Here is a 15,915-nt window from a genome sequence, read left to right on the forward strand (position 1 = left end):
ACGACGAACAACAACGGAAGAAGGAATGCGGGATGACCACCTCGTCACCTGATCGCAGGGCCATTGTCTATCGCCTGTTCACACTGATCGCCGCGGTGCTCATCATCGCCTCCTTCTTCTCGCCTGCCTGGTGGGTGTCGCTGACGGCGCCCAACTATCCGGAAGCCACCTTCCCCGATGGCATCCGCATCGACTTCCACATGGACAGCGTGCGCAACGGCTGCTCCATCCGCACCTCGCAGGAGGTGGAGGAGAAGGAAGCGCTCGATTGCGTCCATGAGATGGACACCATCAACCACTACGTCGGCATGTATCCCATTGCCTCGGGTGGCCCGGTGGAAAAGGCCTATGCGCCGTTCCTCTTCTCGCTGATGGTGGTGATGCTGCTCGCCTTCGCCGCCCCCGGGCGCAAGTCGCGCATGGCCGTCTCCGTTGCTGGATACGCCGCCATTGCGATCTGGATGGGCGTCACCATGTTCACGCCCGGCGGCGTCAGGTATCAGTCGCAGGGTTATCTCGAAGGCCTCGTCAATTCCCTGGGACAGGACACCGCCGACAAGATCGACGATTCCAATCTCAATCCCATCGTCAAGCAGTTGAAGGAGGCCATGGCCGACATCAACAAGAAGGAGAAGGACGCTGTCGTCTCCTCCGGCTCACGCGACGATCTGATCGAAAACCTGCGTGCCAACTTCTCCCTCGACCAGAACAAGAAGCCCGCCTCCGGGCAGGAGCGATGGAATGGCAGCGGCTATCAGGTCATGGGTTGGCACTATGACAAGAGCCTGGCGCGCTGGTTCAACAGTCCCGAACGCAATGATCCGCTGGCCCGCATGATGGAGTCCATTTCGGTCTTGCTGGCGGCGACCATCGTTGGCGGCATGGCGCTTCTCATCTTTGCCGCGTGGAGCGTGCGCAGCGTCTTCTATTGGCTGCTGGTGCTGTTGCCCATGGTGCTGCCACTGGGCTTCCTCGCGGAATATTCGGCCTGGCTCTGGTGGTATGGCCACCGCCTCAACGAGATGGGCGCCTTCACACTGAAACCCTTCATGCCGACCGTGTTCGGCGATGGCAAGGTGGCGCAGTTCACCACCCACTCCTACCCACACTATGGCTTCGGCCTGATGGTGGCGTCGAGCCTGCTATTGGCCCTTGCCGCCCTCATTCGCCGCAAGCAGTTGCTGCTGGCCGGAGAAAAGGGACCTGAAACCTGATGCGGCGCGTGGCGGCAATGATTGCGGCGGCCTGCGCTGCCTGCTTCATGGCCGCGACCGCCATGGCAGGGCCGTTGCAGGACCTGATTGACGCCGCGGCGGATGGCGCCACCGTGAAACCTCCTGCCGGAATCTACGCCGAACACATCACAATCACGAAGCCCGTCGACCTCGATGGCAGCAGCGGCGTGGTGATCGATGGCGGCGGCGAGGGCACCGTCGTGCGTCTACTCACCGACAAGGCCACGTTGAAGAACCTCACGATCCGCAATTCCGGCCGGCTCCACAATGCCATCGACGCGGGCCTCCGGGTGGAAGGCAACAACAACCTGATCAAGGACAACACCATCGAGAACACCCTCTTCGGCATTGACGTGCATGAGGGCGACAGCAACATCCTCCGCCGCAACGACATCTCCTCCAAGGACATGCCGCTGGAACTGAAAGGCGACTCGATCCGGCTCTGGTACAGCCATTTCAACCGCGTGGAGGACAACTTCATCCACGGCACCCGCGATTTTGCTGTCTGGTATTCCCACGACAACACGATCAGCGGCAACCGCATCCACGGCACGCGCTATGGCGTGCACTTCATGTACGCCCACCACAACAACGTGGAGAAGAACGACATCGCCGACTGCGTCGTCGGGTTGTTCCTCATGTATTCCAACGACCTCACCATCACCGGCAACAAGTTGCTGCGCTCCTGGGGAGCCTCCGGCATGGGCATCGGCATGAAGGAGAGCAGCGGCGTCGTTGCGGCCAACAACGAGATCATGGGCAACGCCGTGGGGATCTTCCTCGACCTGTCGCCCTATGATCCGGACGCCACCAACCAATTTGAGCGAAATCAAGTCGCCTACAACGGAACTGGTGTTGAATTCTCGGCAGATTGGGAATCCAACGTGTTCAGGAACAACAGCTTCAATACCAACTTCACCCAGATCGCGGTGCGCGGCAACGGCACGGCCATGCGCGAGACGTGGGAGCAGAACTACTGGGACGATTTCACCGGCTTCGACGAAGACCATGACGGCAAGGGCGACAGTCCCTTTGAAATCTACAGCTACGCCGACCGCCTCTGGATGGAGAACCGCGAGGCGAATTTCTTCCGTGGCGGCTTCGCGCTAGAAGCGCTGGACTTCATCGAGCGCCTCGCACCCTTCAGTGAGCCGCGCCTGCTGATGCGCGAACAGAACCCGCTCGTGCAGCCGCCGGTCATGGCCGAAGCCGAAAAGAAGAAACCAACCGACGCCCTTGAGTTGTTGCTGCAATGACCGACGCAACGCCCAGGCCTGATCCCGAGATCGACGAGATGATTCCCGAGGCGCCGAAGAAGCGCCTCACCCGCCGCGAGTTGGAAAAGCGCCGCATGTTCCTCCGTTCGGTTGGGGCAGGCGTGACGCTCGTGGGCCTGTCGCTTGTCGGCTACTTCCCCGTCCTCAAGCAATTGTTCGACCGCCTGCGTCCGCCCGGCGCATTGGAGGAAGATGATTTTCTCGCGGCCTGCATCAAGTGTGGGCAATGCGTGCAGGTCTGCCCGGTGGAAGCCATCAAGCTCGCCGATGGTGATGAAGGCTACGCGCTGGGAACGCCCTATATCGATGCCCGCAAGCAGGCCTGCGATTTCTCCTGCGATGCGGTGCAGTGCGTGCTCGCCTGCCCTACCGGCGCCTTGACCCACGAGATTGCCCGCAAGGAAGAAGTCCGCATGGGTGTCGCCCGCCTGGCACGGCCCGATGCCTGCCTCGCCATGAAGGGACAGGGTTTCAAGGGTCTGGCGCGCGGCGATCTCTTCCAGGGCATGCTGCGCTACGAGGACATCGACCGCTGGACGCCGATGCGCGTGGCTGATCACCCCTATGATCTCGAGATATGCGATCTCTGCGTGCGCGAATGTCCCATCACGGGTGCGATCTCGCTGGAAAGTGTGGGCACCGACGCCGGCGACACCCGCCGCCGCCCTGTGATCCATGACGCCTGCGTGGGCTGCGGTACCTGCGAAATGATCTGCCCTGCCGAACCAGCAGCCATCGTCGTGGATGCCAAGGTGACAAAGGAGCGCGTGGCATGAAGTGGTTCCTGCACGCCTTCGCCATGATGTTCGGCGCAGCGCCGCGCAAGCCCGAAGAGGGTGAAGTGACCGACGCCGCCCGCGCCATGATGAAATTCAAGAAGCTCCCCGACCAGGTGAAGCTGCGCAAGCAACGCATCGCCGAGGAGCATGAATTTCCCGTCGTCTCCAACAAGTGGCGGAACAGGCGCTGGGCTTCCATCGTCATTCTCAACGCGCTGTTCATCATCTCCTACTGGTTCGACGTGCAACTGGTGGAAGGTGCGCTCACGGCGTCTCGCTTCTTCGGCTTCCACATGGCGGACGTCTTCAGTGCCGCGCAGGTGATGCTCGCCTTCAAGGAGGTGATGCTGAACCTGGTGATCGGCACCGCAACCGTCGTCATCGCCTGGTGGCTGGTGGGAGGCCGCGCCTTCTGTTCATGGATCTGCCCTTATCACCTGCTGGCCGAATGGGCCGAGATGATCCACCTCAAGCTGGCGCGCCTCGGGCTTGCCAAGGATCACGTCTTCCACCGCGGACTGCGCACCGTGCTGTGGGCAGTCTTCCTCGCGCTCGCCTTCTTCACCAGCTACACCATCTACGAATACATCAACCCCGTTGGCATCGTCTCGCGCGCCCTCATCTATGGGCCGACCGTCGCCATCTTCTGGGTCTTGTTCCTGCTGGGGATCGAGGTGTTCTATTCGCGCCGCTTCTGGTGCCGCTACGTGTGCCCGATCGGCTTGAGCTACGGCATCACCGGCGCGGTATCACCGGTGCAGGTGGAATACAATCTGGAGCTCTGCCTGCATGAAGGCGAATGCCGCAAGGTCTGTCTCGTGCCGCATGTGCTGGAGGTGACCAAGATGGGCTACGCCAGTGACACGTTCGAGTATATCGGCGCCGACTGCACGCGCTGCGGCATGTGCGTGGATGCCTGCCCGCAGGGGGCGCTGAAATTCAAGGTCCGCGGACTGGACAAGGTGATCTGAGCCGATGATCGAGATCAGGAATCTGACCAAGAGATTCGACGGCCGCGCCGTGCTTGATGCGCTGTCGCTGCGCATCGCGGCGCAGGACCGCATCGCCCTGGTAGGTTCGAACGGCGCGGGCAAGACCACGTTGTTCCGCTGCCTTCTTGGCCACTATGGCTATGAAGGCGAGATCATCATCGATGGCGCTTCGGCCCGCCGCCGGGAGCCGGCATTGCTGGCCCAGGTGGCCTTCGTGCCGCAACTGCCGCCGCCGCTCCGCATGCCCGTGGGGGAACTGCTGCGCTTCGCCCACGAAACAACCGGTGCCGAACGTGCCGTGATGGAAGGCATGGCGGCGAAGCTGGGCATCGACCTCGACGCCGTGGCGCGCCAGCCCTTTTACCGTCTCTCCGGCGGGCAGAAACAGAAGATTCTGGTCACGGTGGCGCTGGCCCGCGAGGCAAAGTTGCTGATTTTCGACGAACCCTCAGCCAACCTCGATCCCGCCGCGCGCGGCGCCTTCATCGAACTGCTGGCGGCCCGTCAGGACTGCGCCATGCTCATCGCCAGCCACCGCCTCGAAGAGGTGGCGCCGCTGGTCAATCGCGTCGTTGAACTCGACCGCGGCAAGGTGGTGCTGGACGATGCGGTGGCTGACCGCCTGTCGGCTGGTGAACAGCATGCCTGCATGGTGGTGCTGCGCGAGATGCACGAACCCATGGCCCGCGCCTTCCTCTCCTGGGGACTGACGGCGAAGGGCGACCTCACCTTCACCGGCCAGGTTCCCGCGGCCGAGAGCTTCCGCTTCCTCTCCATGCTCTCGCGTTATGCCGGCCTTGTCGAAAAATTCTCCATGGACGTGGAAAGCCACCGCCGGAAAGGACGCTGACCCATGCAGCCCTGCACAAGACGCGTGTTCATTGGCTTCGTGCCCTTCACCGCGCTCGCCCTCTCCGGCTGCATGAAGCAGGCGGAGGGCGCCGAGGAAATCCACTACAGCCGCGAAAGCTGCACCATGTGCGGCATGATCATTTCCGACCCGCATTTCGCCACGGAAATCCGCATCGTCAAGGACAAGGCGCTGATGAAATTCGATGACTTCGGCTGCGCCGCGCAATGGCTCAAGTCCGCCAAGTGGGAGGACGCCGACATTGCCGAATTCTGGGTGATGAATTCCGATGATGGCACCACCTGGCTTGATGCCCGCAAGGCAAGTTTCACCTCGGGCGCCATCACGCCCATGGATTATGGCTATGCCGCGGTGGCGGACGCCCGCAGTGGCGCTGTAACATTCGAGGAGGCGCGCAAGGCCGTGCTCTCCAAGGGCCTTTCCAGCCGTTGCCTTGAACCGGACGTGAGCAAGACATGAGCCACCCCTCGGGACTACGCGTCGCCGCGCGGCTGGAGGTGCAGGAATCCCTGCGCGCCCGCTGGTTCTTCCTCTATGCCGCCGTCTTCTTCGGCCTCATGCTGCTGTTGGCCTTCACCGGCATTTCGGAATCTCGCGTGCTCGGCTTCACGGGGCTTTCGCGGCTGCTCGTCACCTACATCCAGATCACCATGGCAGTATTGCCGCTCTTCATTTTGGTGACGACAGCGCGTTCGCTGGTGGGTGACCGGGAAGTGGGCAACCTCGAATACATGCTCGCCTTCCCCATGCGGCTTGGTCACTGGTACTGGGGCAAGTTCCTGGGCCGGCTGATTCTCATTGTCGTGCCCGTGCTGGCGGCACTCGCCTTCGCCGTCGTCTATGGCGAACTGCGCGGCCATGATGTGCCGTGGATGCAGGTGTCGCTCTATGCGGGCCTCGTCTGCGCGCTGGCCGCCTGTTTCCTCGGCCTCGGATTTTTCCTCTCAAGCCTGGCGCGTTCGACGGAAGTCTCGCTCGGCTCGTCGCTGGTGATCTGGCTCCTGCTGGTGGCGTTGCTGGACCTGCTGCTGCTGTCGATCCTCATCCGCTCGCAGTTCGATCCCGCCTTCATTGTCGGCATCGCGCTGGCCAATCCGCTGCAGACTTTCCGCACCGCCAGCATGATCCTGTTCGATCCGCAGCTCATCCTGCTGGGGCCTGCCTCCTACATCATCCTCGACCGCTTCGGCGTGCCGGGATACGTCGTCTGGGCCCTGGTCTATCCTTCCGTGCTGGGGGTCGTCGCGGCCGCTGCTGGTTTCTGGCGCTTCCGCTCAACCGATCTCGTCTGATGTCAGGCGGCGGGCAATAGCGCGGAAAGCCAGCGGAGCGTATCCGCATCATCCCACGTGGCTTCGCCTGTGACGGACCAGCGCATGAGCCCTGCCGCATCGATGACCAGCGTGGCGGGTAGTCCCGGTCCCACGTTCACCGCCTGCAGGTTCGCCGTATCGCCCGCGAGCCGGGGCAGGTTGGTGAGGCCAAGCTCCGCGTAGAATTCCGTCACCGCTTCAAGGCCGCGCCGGTCGAAGGAGAGCGGCAAGACCACCACAGGCTTTCCCGTGAGAACCCCAGCGAGCCGTGAAAGGCTCGGCATTTCACGCCGGCATGGCAGGCACCAGCTGGCCCACAGGTTGAGGATCACCAGACGGCCACGGAAATCCGTGAGGCGCACAGGCCCGTCAGGTCCCGTCATCGCAATCCCGTCGAGTGATTTTGGCGTGGCATGGGTGATGGCGAGAACCGCCGCCGAGAGCGCATCTTCCGCCCGCGCAACGGCACATCCTCCAACAGCCGCAAGACCGCCCGCGACGAGGGCCCTGCGCGTCAGCACTACGGTGCTGCCGGAATGGCCTTCACGGCGGCCTGGACTGCCGCCGTCATCTCGGCGGTGGCGATGCCATAGGGGAACCGTTTCAACAGCGCCCCGTCCGCACCCACCATGGCGATCGAAGCGGTGTGATCGACGGTATAGAGCAGCGGATCATCGCCGCCCGGTTTCTGGATCTCGTATTGCGCATTATAGGCCTTGACCATGGCGTCGGTGTAGGGCGCAGGTCCGCGAAGTGCAACAATCCGGATATCGAAACTCTTCACATATTCGCGCATGACGGCAGAGGTATCGCGCGCCGGATCGACGGTGACGAAGATGGGCTGCACCTTCTTCGCGTCATCGCCCATCGCCTTCATCACATCCGCCATCTGCACAAGGCTGGTGGGGCAAATGTCCGGGCAGTGGGTGTAGCCGAAATAGAGAAGCGAGACCTTGCCCAGCAAGATGTCATCATCCACCACATTGCCGGTGGTGGCGTCCTCCATCATGAAGCGGCGGGCAGGTTGCTCCGGGGCCTCCTGGGCCAAGGCGGCAGGAACGGCCGCAAGCATGGCACAGGCCACGAGCATGTGGCGGCGGGACATCAGGGTATTCATCATGTGGCTGTTCTAGGTCGCCGGCCTGGTTCTGCCCTTGACTTTGGTCAGGGGCAGGGGTGCCTTCAGGGCATATCGGAAGGCAACGGAGAGACACATGCTTGCGCTGATCCTGCCCCTTGCCCTCGCCTTCCTGATGTTCACCGTCGGCCTGCGGCTTGCGGTAGCGGATCTCTCAGCAACTGCTCGCGCCCCCCACGCCCTGCTGGCGGGGTTGGTGGTGCAGATGTTGGTCTTGCCGGCGCTGGCCTGGATTCTGATCCGGCTTCTTCACCTTCCGCCTGATATCGCCCTTGGCCTCATGATCATCGCCATCTGCCCCGGCGGCATTACCTCAAACTATGTGAGCCTGCTGGCGGGTGCCGATGTGGCCCTCTCCACCGCCATGACGCTGGTGACAAGCCTCGCTGCGAGCCTCACCATTCCGGCCCTGCTGGGTCTGAGCGGCATCGAGATCGGCACAACCAGCCTGTTGCGCATGGCACTGGTGATGACGGCTGTCACGGCCGTGCCGCTGGCAGCCGGGATGCTGGTGCGGCGTTCCAAAGAAGCGCGCGCAAGCACAATCGCAGCAGCACTGGACCGACCCGCCAAACTGGTCTTCGCCGGCATCGTGCTCGCGACCTTCTGGCAGAACCGGGAGGTGCTGCTGGTGCACGCGGGCGAGACCGGACCAGCCGTTGTGATGCTCAACGTGGGTGCCGTTCTGCTCGCCCTTTCCACCCGCCTGGTGCACGGCATATCGCGTACCCAGGCTCTTGCCATTGCCGTGGAAACGGGGCTGCAGAACGCCGCCATCGCGATTTTCATCTGCACGTCGCTTCTGGGCCGGGCCGAACTGGCCGTTCCGGCACTGATCTATGCCGTTGTCATGAACCTGACGGCCCTGGCGCTGGTAGCCAGCAACCGCCCGCAACGGCAGCTGCAGGATGGCGGCGTGGCGGCCTGATCTAACGCAGCACCTCGAAGCCCTTGCCCAGGGCCTTGCGGCCCTCGTCGGCCGGTGTTGCCCCTGCGGCCGACAGGTCTTCGATGATCGGGCAATGCGGGCGCGCATCGCCATGGCAATGCTCCGCGAGGTGACGGAGCGCCCGCGTCATGTCCTGCAGCGCCTGCATCTTCGCCTCCAGTTCGCCGATATGCGCCAGCGCCACGGCTTTCACGTCACTGCTGGCGCGCGACCGGTCGCGCCACAGCTTCATCAGTTGCGCCATTTGCGCGGTGCTGAAGCCGAGGTCGCGCGCCCGGCGGATGAAACGGAGGTCGTGCACATCGGCGTCCCCATAGACCCGGTACCCGGCGCCGCTGCGCAAGGCCGGCCTGATCAATCCTGTCTGTTCGTAGTGGCGGATCATCTTCGCTGACACGCCCGTCGCCGCCGATGCTTCACCGATGTTCATGGGGAAAGTCTCCGCTGGGGTTTCATCTCAATGATGATGCGCGTGAGCCGCCGCATGGCCTTGCCCCCGGCCGATCATCCACACATTGACCGGATAGGCCGCCACAAACGCCACCCCAAGGGCAGCCGCCATGCTGATCCAGAACAGGCTGTCGAAAGGACCTGCCGCCATTGCGCCGGGAATGATCAACATTGCCGCGTTGTCGACAAGTTCCATGATGGAGATGGACACGAAGTCGGCTGCCAGCGCCACCGCAAGGGTCTGGCGCAAGGCCATGCCGCTGCGCAAGAGCGGCATCATTGTGAGCCCGAAGCCGCTGATGAAAGCCAGGACGACGGCAAGGCCGACAGTCGTCCACGCGCCGAGGCCAAGGGCCGTGCCGATGGCCATGCCGGCGATCTCGCCGATGGCACAACCTGTCATGCAATGCAGCGTCGCCTGGAAGGCAAGGCGCGGGAGGGAGCCGGAAGGGTCGTATTTCAACTGCGTTCTCCACCTGATGTGGCCCGGAAAATGCCGGGATGAACAGCGTTATGGTGCTTCCCATGCTGGGAAGGTCAAGGGAATATTTCCAAACCCGGCCCCATGAATCACAACTGCGGCGTTTAATAGCGGCGGTGGTACACGGGGAGTTGGTTGAATTATGAGTTTCACCGCCTATAAGATGGCTCGACGGCGAATTCCGGCCACGCTTAAAAGCGAGAGAGACGTGCTCAAGAACAACGAGACCCGGAAGGACGTGCACAACTCCGATGTGCCCGTGGTCTGCCGCGCCTGCGAAGCCCGTCACCGTGGTATCTGCGGCGCGCTCTCGCCTGAGCAACTGGTGGAACTGAGCAAGCACACGACCAAGCAGATTTTTTCGTCCGAGAGCGAGATCGCCCCCGTGGGCCAGGACATTCCCCGCCAGGCCAACATCTTGAGCGGCGTCGTCAAGCTGAGCAAGCTCACCGCCGACGGCCGCCAGCAGATCGTGGGCCTCCAGTTCGCGCCCGATTTCATGGGCCGGCCTTTTGCGCGGCAGAGCGACGTGACAGTGGAAGCGGCGACCGACGTGAAGGTCTGTTCCTTCCCTGCGGGTACGCTGGAAACGCTGGTCCGCTCCTCACCCGACCTCGAACGCCGCCTGCACGAACAGACCCTGAAGGAACTGGACGAGGCGCGCAACTGGATGCTCACACTCGGCCGCAAGACCGCATCGGAAAAAGTGGCGAGCTTCCTTTATCTCATCGCCACCCATGCCGATCCGGAACTGGATTCCAACGAGGGCGGCGTGAGTTTCGACATTCCCCTGAAGCGCTCGGACATCGCCGACTTCCTCGGCCTCACCATCGAGACCGTGAGCCGCCAGCTGACCAAGCTGCGCCATGCCGGGGTGATCAACATCCACAACAACCGCACGGTGGAAGTGCCGGAGCTCAATCGTCTCCGCCAGATGACCGAGCAGGACAACGCCTGAGCGTTACACGGCCTTCGAGTATTGGCGCGGTGCCAGCGCCAGCCAGGCATCAAACCGGGCAGCGATGATGCGGGCGAAAGGCCATGCCTCCGGCGTGATCTTGAACAGTCCATCGGCAATCTCGCACAAGCCGTCCTGGTCCTCGCGCGCAAGGCGTTTGGCCAAGTCTATGATCTCGTCCGCCGGCGCGCCGAACTGGGCACTCACGTCTGTCAGGCTGAAGGCATAATCGCACATCAGCCGTTCGATGACCCAGCCGCGCAACTTGTCATCGCTGGTGAGGCTGATGCCGCGCGACAGTGCGAGGCCACCCGCATTCACCTTTGCCATGTATTGCCCGGTCGCGGAGTCATTCTGCACATAGCCATCGGCGAAGCGGCCGATGGAGGAGGGACCGAGCGGCAGCAGGATATCCGCCTGATCGTCGGTGTAGCCCTGGAAATTGCGGTTGAGGCGCCCTTCATGGGCGGCGATGGCGAGGCTGTCTGTCGGCAGGGCGAAGTGGTCGATGCCCAATGCCTCGTAGCCGGCGGCGCGGATCATCTCGGCAGCCATGCGGGCCTGGGCAAAGCGTTGCCGCGAATCCGGCAGGTCTTCGTCGCGTATCAACTTCTGGTGCGGCTTGATCCACGGCACGTGGGCATAGCCGAACAGCGCGATGCGGTCCGGGGCAATCTCGATCACCTGCGCAATCGTTTTCTGCAGGCGTTCCATGGTCTGCAGCGGCAGGCCGTAAAGTGCGTCGATGTTGATCGACTTCACACCGGCCGCGCGGAGCGCTTCCACCAGTCCCCGCGTGATGTCGTAGCCTTGCGGGCGGTTGATGGCGGCTTGCACTTCGGGATCGAAGTCCTGCACGCCAATCGAGGCGCGCGTCAGGCCGAAATCCATGTAACCGGCGATGCTGCCCTCGCGGATGTCCGAGGGATCAAGCTCGAGGCTGATTTCCGTTTCGCCGTCGATGATGAAAGCACCGTCCAGCGCCTCGCGCATGCGTTTCAGGTCGTCCGGCTGAAGCAGGCTCGGACTGCCGCCGCCGAGATGCAGCCGCGAAAGCCGGGGCTTTCGCGTCAGTCGCTGCTGCCAGATGCCGATTTCGGCAATGAGCGCGGTGACGTAGGTACGCACCGGGTCGTAGCGCAGCGTCTGCTTGGTATGGCAGCCGCAGAACCAGCACAGGCGGTCGCAATAGGGAATGTGGATATAGGCGGAAACCGCAGGCGCGGCATCGACGGCGGCCACGAAGGCATCGCGCTGCGCCGCACCGCCGCCGGGCTGGAAATGATTCGCCGGCGGATAACTGGTGTAGCGCGGCAGGCTCTCGGGATATTTCGCGAGGACGGCGTCCGGATTGAAGACAATATTCATGCGGCGTGTTTCTCCACCAGCGGCAGCACGTGCTCGCGTTCAAAGGCGACGTGGCGGCGCAGGCTTTCAAAGAAGCCGCGCAACATCCACGCGAGTGATTCGACGTTGCACCGCTCCCGGTCGGTGACGAACTGCCGCAGGGAAACACACAGATCTCCGGCAAATTCCTCGTCACCCAGATGCTCAAAACGGAGCCGCTCGAGTGTGGCCAGCAGTTCCGGCGTCATGTCCGGGGTGGCCGCGAGGAGGGGATAGACGGTCTGTTCCTCGAACTCGTGAGCCCGCTTGACCAGCGGCACGATGTTCTGCGCCATGAGAAGGCAGTCACGGTCATTGACGCCATCGGGCAGCAAATCCGCCATTGTTTCCAGGCGATCGCAGAAGCGCGCCTGCTCCCGCAGATAGTGCTGCATGGTGTTGGCAATGCCTGCGGCCGGATGTTTTTCAGTGACGTCGGGGGATGGCATTGTGGTGGGCGTCATGCGGGTGGATTTCCTGTTGCGGCAAATTGACCGCTGGCGACTTTTGCGTCGTTGATCTGAATCAAGGTCACGGTTTTGCCGCACTGCCACAACCCGCAGTGCATACGTGGGTCATCCCATTGGTTCCCTCCGACCCGCGCAATGCAAACCATGACTGGCTGGAAAGGTTCGCCACAATGAGAAACGGTACATCTGCAATCGCTGTCGCTGTGGCAGCCTTTCTGGCACTTTTGGGTGCCGCGTTAGGGCAAGATGCTCTCTTCAAGGTCCACTTCTGGATCGCTTTCACGGTGCTGGCACTCGGCGCCGTGTTCATGTTCCGCCGCGTGAGCTTCGGCCCCGCTGGCGCCGCTGCCTTGGCGGCGGATACGACAGGATATAATGACGATGTCGTCCGCTGGGGGGTCATCGCCACGCTCTTCTGGGGCACGGCCGGCCTTCTGGTCGGTGTGCTCGTGGCCTCGCAGCTCGCGTGGCCCGCACTCAACATTCAGCCCTTCTTCAATTTCGGACGCTTGCGCCCGCTGCACACGTCCGCAGTGGTCTTCGCGTTCGGCGGCAACGCGCTGATCTGCACGGCCTTCTATGTCGTGCAGCGCACCACGCGCGCCCGTCTCTGGGGCGGCTGGCTTCCGTCCTTCGTGTTCTGGGGCTACCAGTTCTTCATTGTCCTGGCCGCCACCGGCTATCTCCTGGGCATCACCCAGGGCCGCGAATACGCCGAACCCGAATGGTATGTTGACCTGTGGCTCACAGTGGTCTGGGTCGCCTTCCTTCTCGTCTTTCTCGGCACGTTGATCACCCGCAAGGAACCCCACATCTACGTGGCCAACTGGTTCTACCTGTCGATGATCGTCACCATCGCCATGCTTCACCTCGTGAACAACATGGCTGTTCCGGTGTCCTTCCTCGGCGTCAAGAGCTACTCCGCCTTCTCGGGCGTGCAGGATGCGCTGACGCAGTGGTGGTACGGCCACAACGCCGTGGGCTTCTTCCTCACGGCTGGCTTCCTTGGCATGATGTACTACTTCGTGCCCAAGCAGGCTGGCCGTCCGGTCTACTCCTACCGCCTGTCGATCGTGCACTTCTGGGCCCTGATCTTCATGTACATCTGGGCCGGTCCGCACCATCTGCACTACACCGCTCTGCCGGATTGGGCGCAGACCCTTGGCATGGTCTTCTCGGTCATGCTGTGGATGCCCTCCTGGGGTGGCATGATCAACGGCCTCATGACGCTTTCGGGCGCCTGGGACAAGCTCCGCACGGACCCCGTGCTGCGCATGCTGGTGATGTCGCTTGCCTTCTACGGCATGTCCACCTTCGAAGGTCCGCTGATGTCGGTGAAGGCCGTGAACGGTCTGTCGCACTACACGGACTGGACCATCGGCCACGTGCACTCCGGTGCCCTCGGCTGGGTCGGCATGGTGACGTTCGGCGCCCTGTACTTCCTGACGCCGAAGCTCTGGAACCGCAAGCAGCTCTACAGCCTGCGCCTGGTCAACTGGCACTTCTGGCTGGCGACCCTCGGCATCGTTGTCTATGCCGGTGTCATGTGGGTGTCCGGCATCATGCAGGGCCTGATGTGGCGCGAGTATGATGAGCAGGGCTTCCTGGTCTACAGCTTCGCCGAAACCACCGCTGCCATGCATCCCTACTACGTGATGCGCGTCGTCGGCGGCCTGCTGTACCTCGTCGGCATGCTGGTCATGATCTACAACGTCTACAAGACCATCCGCGGCGACGTGCGTGCGGAAGTCCCGATGGGTGCCGAAGCGCCCGCCCTGAAGCCTGCCGAATAAGGAGCAAGAAGACTATGGCTACCAACAACGCACCTGCGCTCGGCTTCCACAGCAAGATCGAACGCAATGTCACGCTGCTCCTCGTCCTGTCGCTCCTCGTGGTGACAATCGGCGGCATCGTGGAAATCGCTCCGCTGTTCTGGCTTCAGAACACCATTGAGAAGGTGACGGGCATGCGCCCCTACTCGCCTCTCGAACTGGCGGGCCGCAACATCTACATCCGCGAAGGCTGCTACGTCTGCCATTCGCAGATGATCCGCCCCTTCCGTGACGAGGTGGAGCGCTATGGACACTACAGCCTCGCGGCCGAGTCCATGTTCGACCACCCCTTCCAGTGGGGTTCCAAGCGCACGGGCCCGGATCTCGCCCGTGTCGGCGCCAAGTACTCGAACGACTGGCATGTGCAGCATCTGAAGAATCCGCGCGACGTTGTGCCGGAATCGATCATGCCGCCCTACGCTTTCCTCGCCAGCAATGAACTTGATCCGCAGGCGATCGGCGCACACCTCAAGACACTGACGGTCGTGGGCGTGCCCTACAGCCAGGAACAGATCGACAATGCTGCTGCCGACATGGTGGCGCAGGCCGATCCGAACCAGGATGGCGCCGGCGTGACCGCGCGCTACCCGAAGGCCAATATCGGCAACTTCGACGGCGATGCCGCGAAGCTCACCGAAATGGATGCCCTCGTGGCCTACCTGCAGGTACTTGGAACACTCGTCGACTTCTCGGCCTACAAGCCGGAAGAGAACGAACGCTGAGGGAGGCTGCCATGAACGTTGACTATCACGCCATGCGGACCTTCGCCGACAGCTGGGGCCTGCTCTTCATGTTCCTCGTCTTCCTGCTCGTCATCTGGATGGCCGTGCGACCCTCGGCCAAGCCTGCCCACGACGAAGCAGCCAATATCCCTTTCAAGGAGTAATCTTCCATGTCCGGCAACCGAGAAATTGACCAACTGTCTGGCGTGGATACAACTGGCCACGAATGGGACGGCATCAAGGAACTCAACAACCCGCTGCCACGCTGGTGGCTGTGGACTCTCTACGCCACCGTCGTCTGGGCGATCGGCTACGTGATCGTGTATCCGGCAATCCCTGGCCTCACGAGCTATACGCATGGCTTGTGGGGCTGGTCGAGCCGCGCTGACCTGCGCAACCAGATGACCGCCGTCGACCAGGGCCGCCAGGCCTTGAACGACAAGATCGCCGCGATGGACATCAATGCCATCATGGCCGATCCGGAAGCCCGCACCTTCGCGATCGCTGCCGGCGGATCACTCTTCAAGGTGAACTGCGTGCAGTGCCACGGTTCGGGTGCACAGGGCGGACCCGGCTTCCCCAACCTGAACGACGACTCGTGGCTCTGGGGCGGCAAGCCTGACCAGGTGGTGCAGACCATCAGCAACGGCATCCGTGACACCTCGAACGGCGATACCCGTGACAGCATCATGCCGAACTTCGGCAAGGATGGCCTGCTCGAGGCCGACAAGATCACGGCTGCGGCCAACTATGTGCGCCAGATCGCCAATCTCGAACATGACGCCGCCGCGGCAACCGCCGGTGCGACCGTCTTCGCCGAGAACTGCGCCTCGTGCCACGGTGAAAAGGGTGAAGGCAACCAGGACCTTGGTGCGCCCCAGCTCAACGACGCCGTATGGCTCTACAGCGACAGCCTTGAAGGCATCACCGCCCAGGTCACCGCTCCCCGCCATGGCATGATGCCGGGCTGGAACGCGAAGCTGGGCGAGGGTAAGGTCAAGGCGCTGGCCGCCTACGTCCTGTCGCTGGGTGGCGGACAGTAAGTCACCCTTCGAAGAGAGT

General features: G+C 62.7%; 19 protein-coding genes. 13 read left to right on the plus strand and 6 right to left on the minus strand.

The features are described from left to right. Nucleotides 1-32: 32 nt before the first annotated feature. From IPM06_08955 to IPM06_08985, 7 genes are read left to right on the plus strand one after another with little or no spacing between them, the layout of a single operon-like run. Nucleotides 33-1,214, plus strand: a complete 1,182-nt coding sequence (locus tag IPM06_08955) for a hypothetical protein (protein MBK8770543.1) — start codon at nucleotides 33-35, stop codon at nucleotides 1,212-1,214. Further along, entirely contained in the window at nucleotides 1,214-2,491 is a 1,278-nt protein-coding gene (gene nosD, locus IPM06_08960; GenBank protein ID MBK8770544.1) for a nitrous oxide reductase family maturation protein NosD, read from the plus strand. Before IPM06_08955 ends, nosD begins: the two co-directional genes overlap by 1 nt. Then, nucleotides 2,488-3,288 carry a 4Fe-4S dicluster domain-containing protein gene (locus IPM06_08965; protein ID MBK8770545.1) on the plus strand — a complete coding sequence of 267 codons (801 nt, stop codon included), beginning with the start codon at nucleotides 2,488-2,490 and terminating at the stop codon, nucleotides 3,286-3,288. The genes nosD and IPM06_08965 overlap by 4 nt, the downstream gene beginning before the upstream one ends. Continuing rightward, a complete protein-coding gene (locus IPM06_08970; GenBank protein ID MBK8770546.1) occupies nucleotides 3,285-4,262 on the plus strand; it encodes a NapH/MauN family ferredoxin-type protein in 978 nt (325 codons plus the stop codon). Before IPM06_08965 ends, IPM06_08970 begins: the two co-directional genes overlap by 4 nt. A 4-nt stretch (nucleotides 4,263-4,266) precedes the next feature. Continuing rightward, nucleotides 4,267-5,133: an ABC transporter ATP-binding protein gene (locus IPM06_08975; GenBank protein ID MBK8770547.1), complete on the plus strand. Its 867-nt coding sequence runs from the start codon at nucleotides 4,267-4,269 to the stop codon at nucleotides 5,131-5,133. A 3-nt stretch (nucleotides 5,134-5,136) separates the two neighbouring features. Then, complete coding sequence (locus IPM06_08980; protein MBK8770548.1) at nucleotides 5,137-5,613, plus strand: protein NosL; 477 nt, start codon at nucleotides 5,137-5,139, stop codon at nucleotides 5,611-5,613. After that, entirely contained in the window at nucleotides 5,610-6,446 is an 837-nt protein-coding gene (locus tag IPM06_08985) for an ABC transporter permease subunit (protein MBK8770549.1), read from the plus strand. The genes IPM06_08980 and IPM06_08985 overlap by 4 nt, the downstream gene beginning before the upstream one ends. A gap of 2 nt (nucleotides 6,447-6,448) precedes the next feature. Here IPM06_08985 and IPM06_08990 read toward each other — a convergent pair whose 3' ends face one another. Both IPM06_08990 and IPM06_08995 read right to left on the minus strand, forming a co-directional pair. Continuing rightward, nucleotides 6,449-6,988, minus strand: coding sequence for a TlpA family protein disulfide reductase (locus IPM06_08990; protein MBK8770550.1), 540 nt, complete (start codon nucleotides 6,986-6,988; stop codon nucleotides 6,449-6,451). Beyond that, nucleotides 6,988-7,587 (minus strand): SCO family protein, encoded by a 600-nt coding sequence (locus tag IPM06_08995; GenBank protein ID MBK8770551.1) that lies wholly within the window; start codon nucleotides 7,585-7,587, stop codon nucleotides 6,988-6,990. The genes IPM06_08990 and IPM06_08995 overlap by 1 nt, the downstream gene beginning before the upstream one ends. A 94-nt stretch (nucleotides 7,588-7,681) precedes the next feature. Here IPM06_08995 and IPM06_09000 point away from each other — a divergent pair, with 94 nt between their 5' ends. After that, the gene (locus IPM06_09000) at nucleotides 7,682-8,533 is read left to right on the plus strand and encodes a bile acid:sodium symporter family protein (protein MBK8770552.1); all 852 of its coding nucleotides are present in this window, start codon (nucleotides 7,682-7,684) and stop codon (nucleotides 8,531-8,533) included. 1 nt (nucleotide 8,534) lies between these two features. Here the strand turns inward: IPM06_09000 and cueR are convergent, their stop codons facing one another. Further along, on the minus strand, nucleotides 8,535-8,984 hold the full coding sequence (gene cueR / locus IPM06_09005; GenBank protein MBK8770553.1) for a Cu(I)-responsive transcriptional regulator: 450 nt from the start codon (nucleotides 8,982-8,984) through the stop codon (nucleotides 8,535-8,537). A gap of 27 nt (nucleotides 8,985-9,011) precedes the next feature. Next, entirely contained in the window at nucleotides 9,012-9,407 is a 396-nt protein-coding gene (locus IPM06_09010) for a DUF4396 domain-containing protein (protein MBK8770554.1), read from the minus strand. 241 nt (nucleotides 9,408-9,648) lie between these two features. Here IPM06_09010 and IPM06_09015 point away from each other — a divergent pair, with 241 nt between their 5' ends. Beyond that, nucleotides 9,649-10,443, plus strand: coding sequence for a Crp/Fnr family transcriptional regulator (locus tag IPM06_09015; GenBank protein ID MBK8770555.1), 795 nt, complete (start codon nucleotides 9,649-9,651; stop codon nucleotides 10,441-10,443). Nucleotides 10,444-10,446: 3 nt separating this feature from the next. Here the strand turns inward: IPM06_09015 and hemN are convergent, their stop codons facing one another. Together hemN and IPM06_09025 are read right to left on the minus strand one after the other, a co-directional pair. After that, complete coding sequence (gene hemN / locus IPM06_09020) at nucleotides 10,447-11,811, minus strand: oxygen-independent coproporphyrinogen III oxidase (protein ID MBK8770556.1); 1,365 nt, start codon at nucleotides 11,809-11,811, stop codon at nucleotides 10,447-10,449. Then, entirely contained in the window at nucleotides 11,808-12,293 is a 486-nt protein-coding gene (locus IPM06_09025; GenBank protein ID MBK8770557.1) for a hemerythrin domain-containing protein, read from the minus strand. The genes hemN and IPM06_09025 overlap by 4 nt, the downstream gene beginning before the upstream one ends. A gap of 176 nt (nucleotides 12,294-12,469) precedes the next feature. Between IPM06_09025 and ccoN the strand changes: the two genes are divergently transcribed. Genes ccoN through ccoP form a run of 4 tightly spaced genes read left to right on the plus strand, consistent with a single transcriptional unit; the run spans nucleotide 12,470 to nucleotide 15,896 of the window. Next, nucleotides 12,470-14,092, plus strand: a complete 1,623-nt coding sequence (gene ccoN / locus IPM06_09030) for a cytochrome-c oxidase, cbb3-type subunit I (protein MBK8770558.1) — start codon at nucleotides 12,470-12,472, stop codon at nucleotides 14,090-14,092. Nucleotides 14,093-14,106: 14 nt separating this feature from the next. Then, nucleotides 14,107-14,853 (plus strand): cytochrome-c oxidase, cbb3-type subunit II, encoded by a 747-nt coding sequence (ccoO, locus tag IPM06_09035; GenBank protein MBK8770559.1) that lies wholly within the window; start codon nucleotides 14,107-14,109, stop codon nucleotides 14,851-14,853. Nucleotides 14,854-14,864: 11 nt separating this feature from the next. Then, nucleotides 14,865-15,017: a cbb3-type cytochrome c oxidase subunit 3 gene (locus tag IPM06_09040; GenBank protein ID MBK8770560.1), complete on the plus strand. Its 153-nt coding sequence runs from the start codon at nucleotides 14,865-14,867 to the stop codon at nucleotides 15,015-15,017. Nucleotides 15,018-15,023: 6 nt separating this feature from the next. Continuing rightward, nucleotides 15,024-15,896 (plus strand): cytochrome-c oxidase, cbb3-type subunit III, encoded by an 873-nt coding sequence (gene ccoP, locus IPM06_09045; protein ID MBK8770561.1) that lies wholly within the window; start codon nucleotides 15,024-15,026, stop codon nucleotides 15,894-15,896. Nucleotides 15,897-15,915 lie beyond the last annotated feature (19 nt).

Source organism: Hyphomicrobiales bacterium (genome assembly GCA_016710435.1).
In the GTDB taxonomy this organism is placed as follows: domain Bacteria; phylum Pseudomonadota; class Alphaproteobacteria; order Rhizobiales; family Aestuariivirgaceae; genus Aestuariivirga.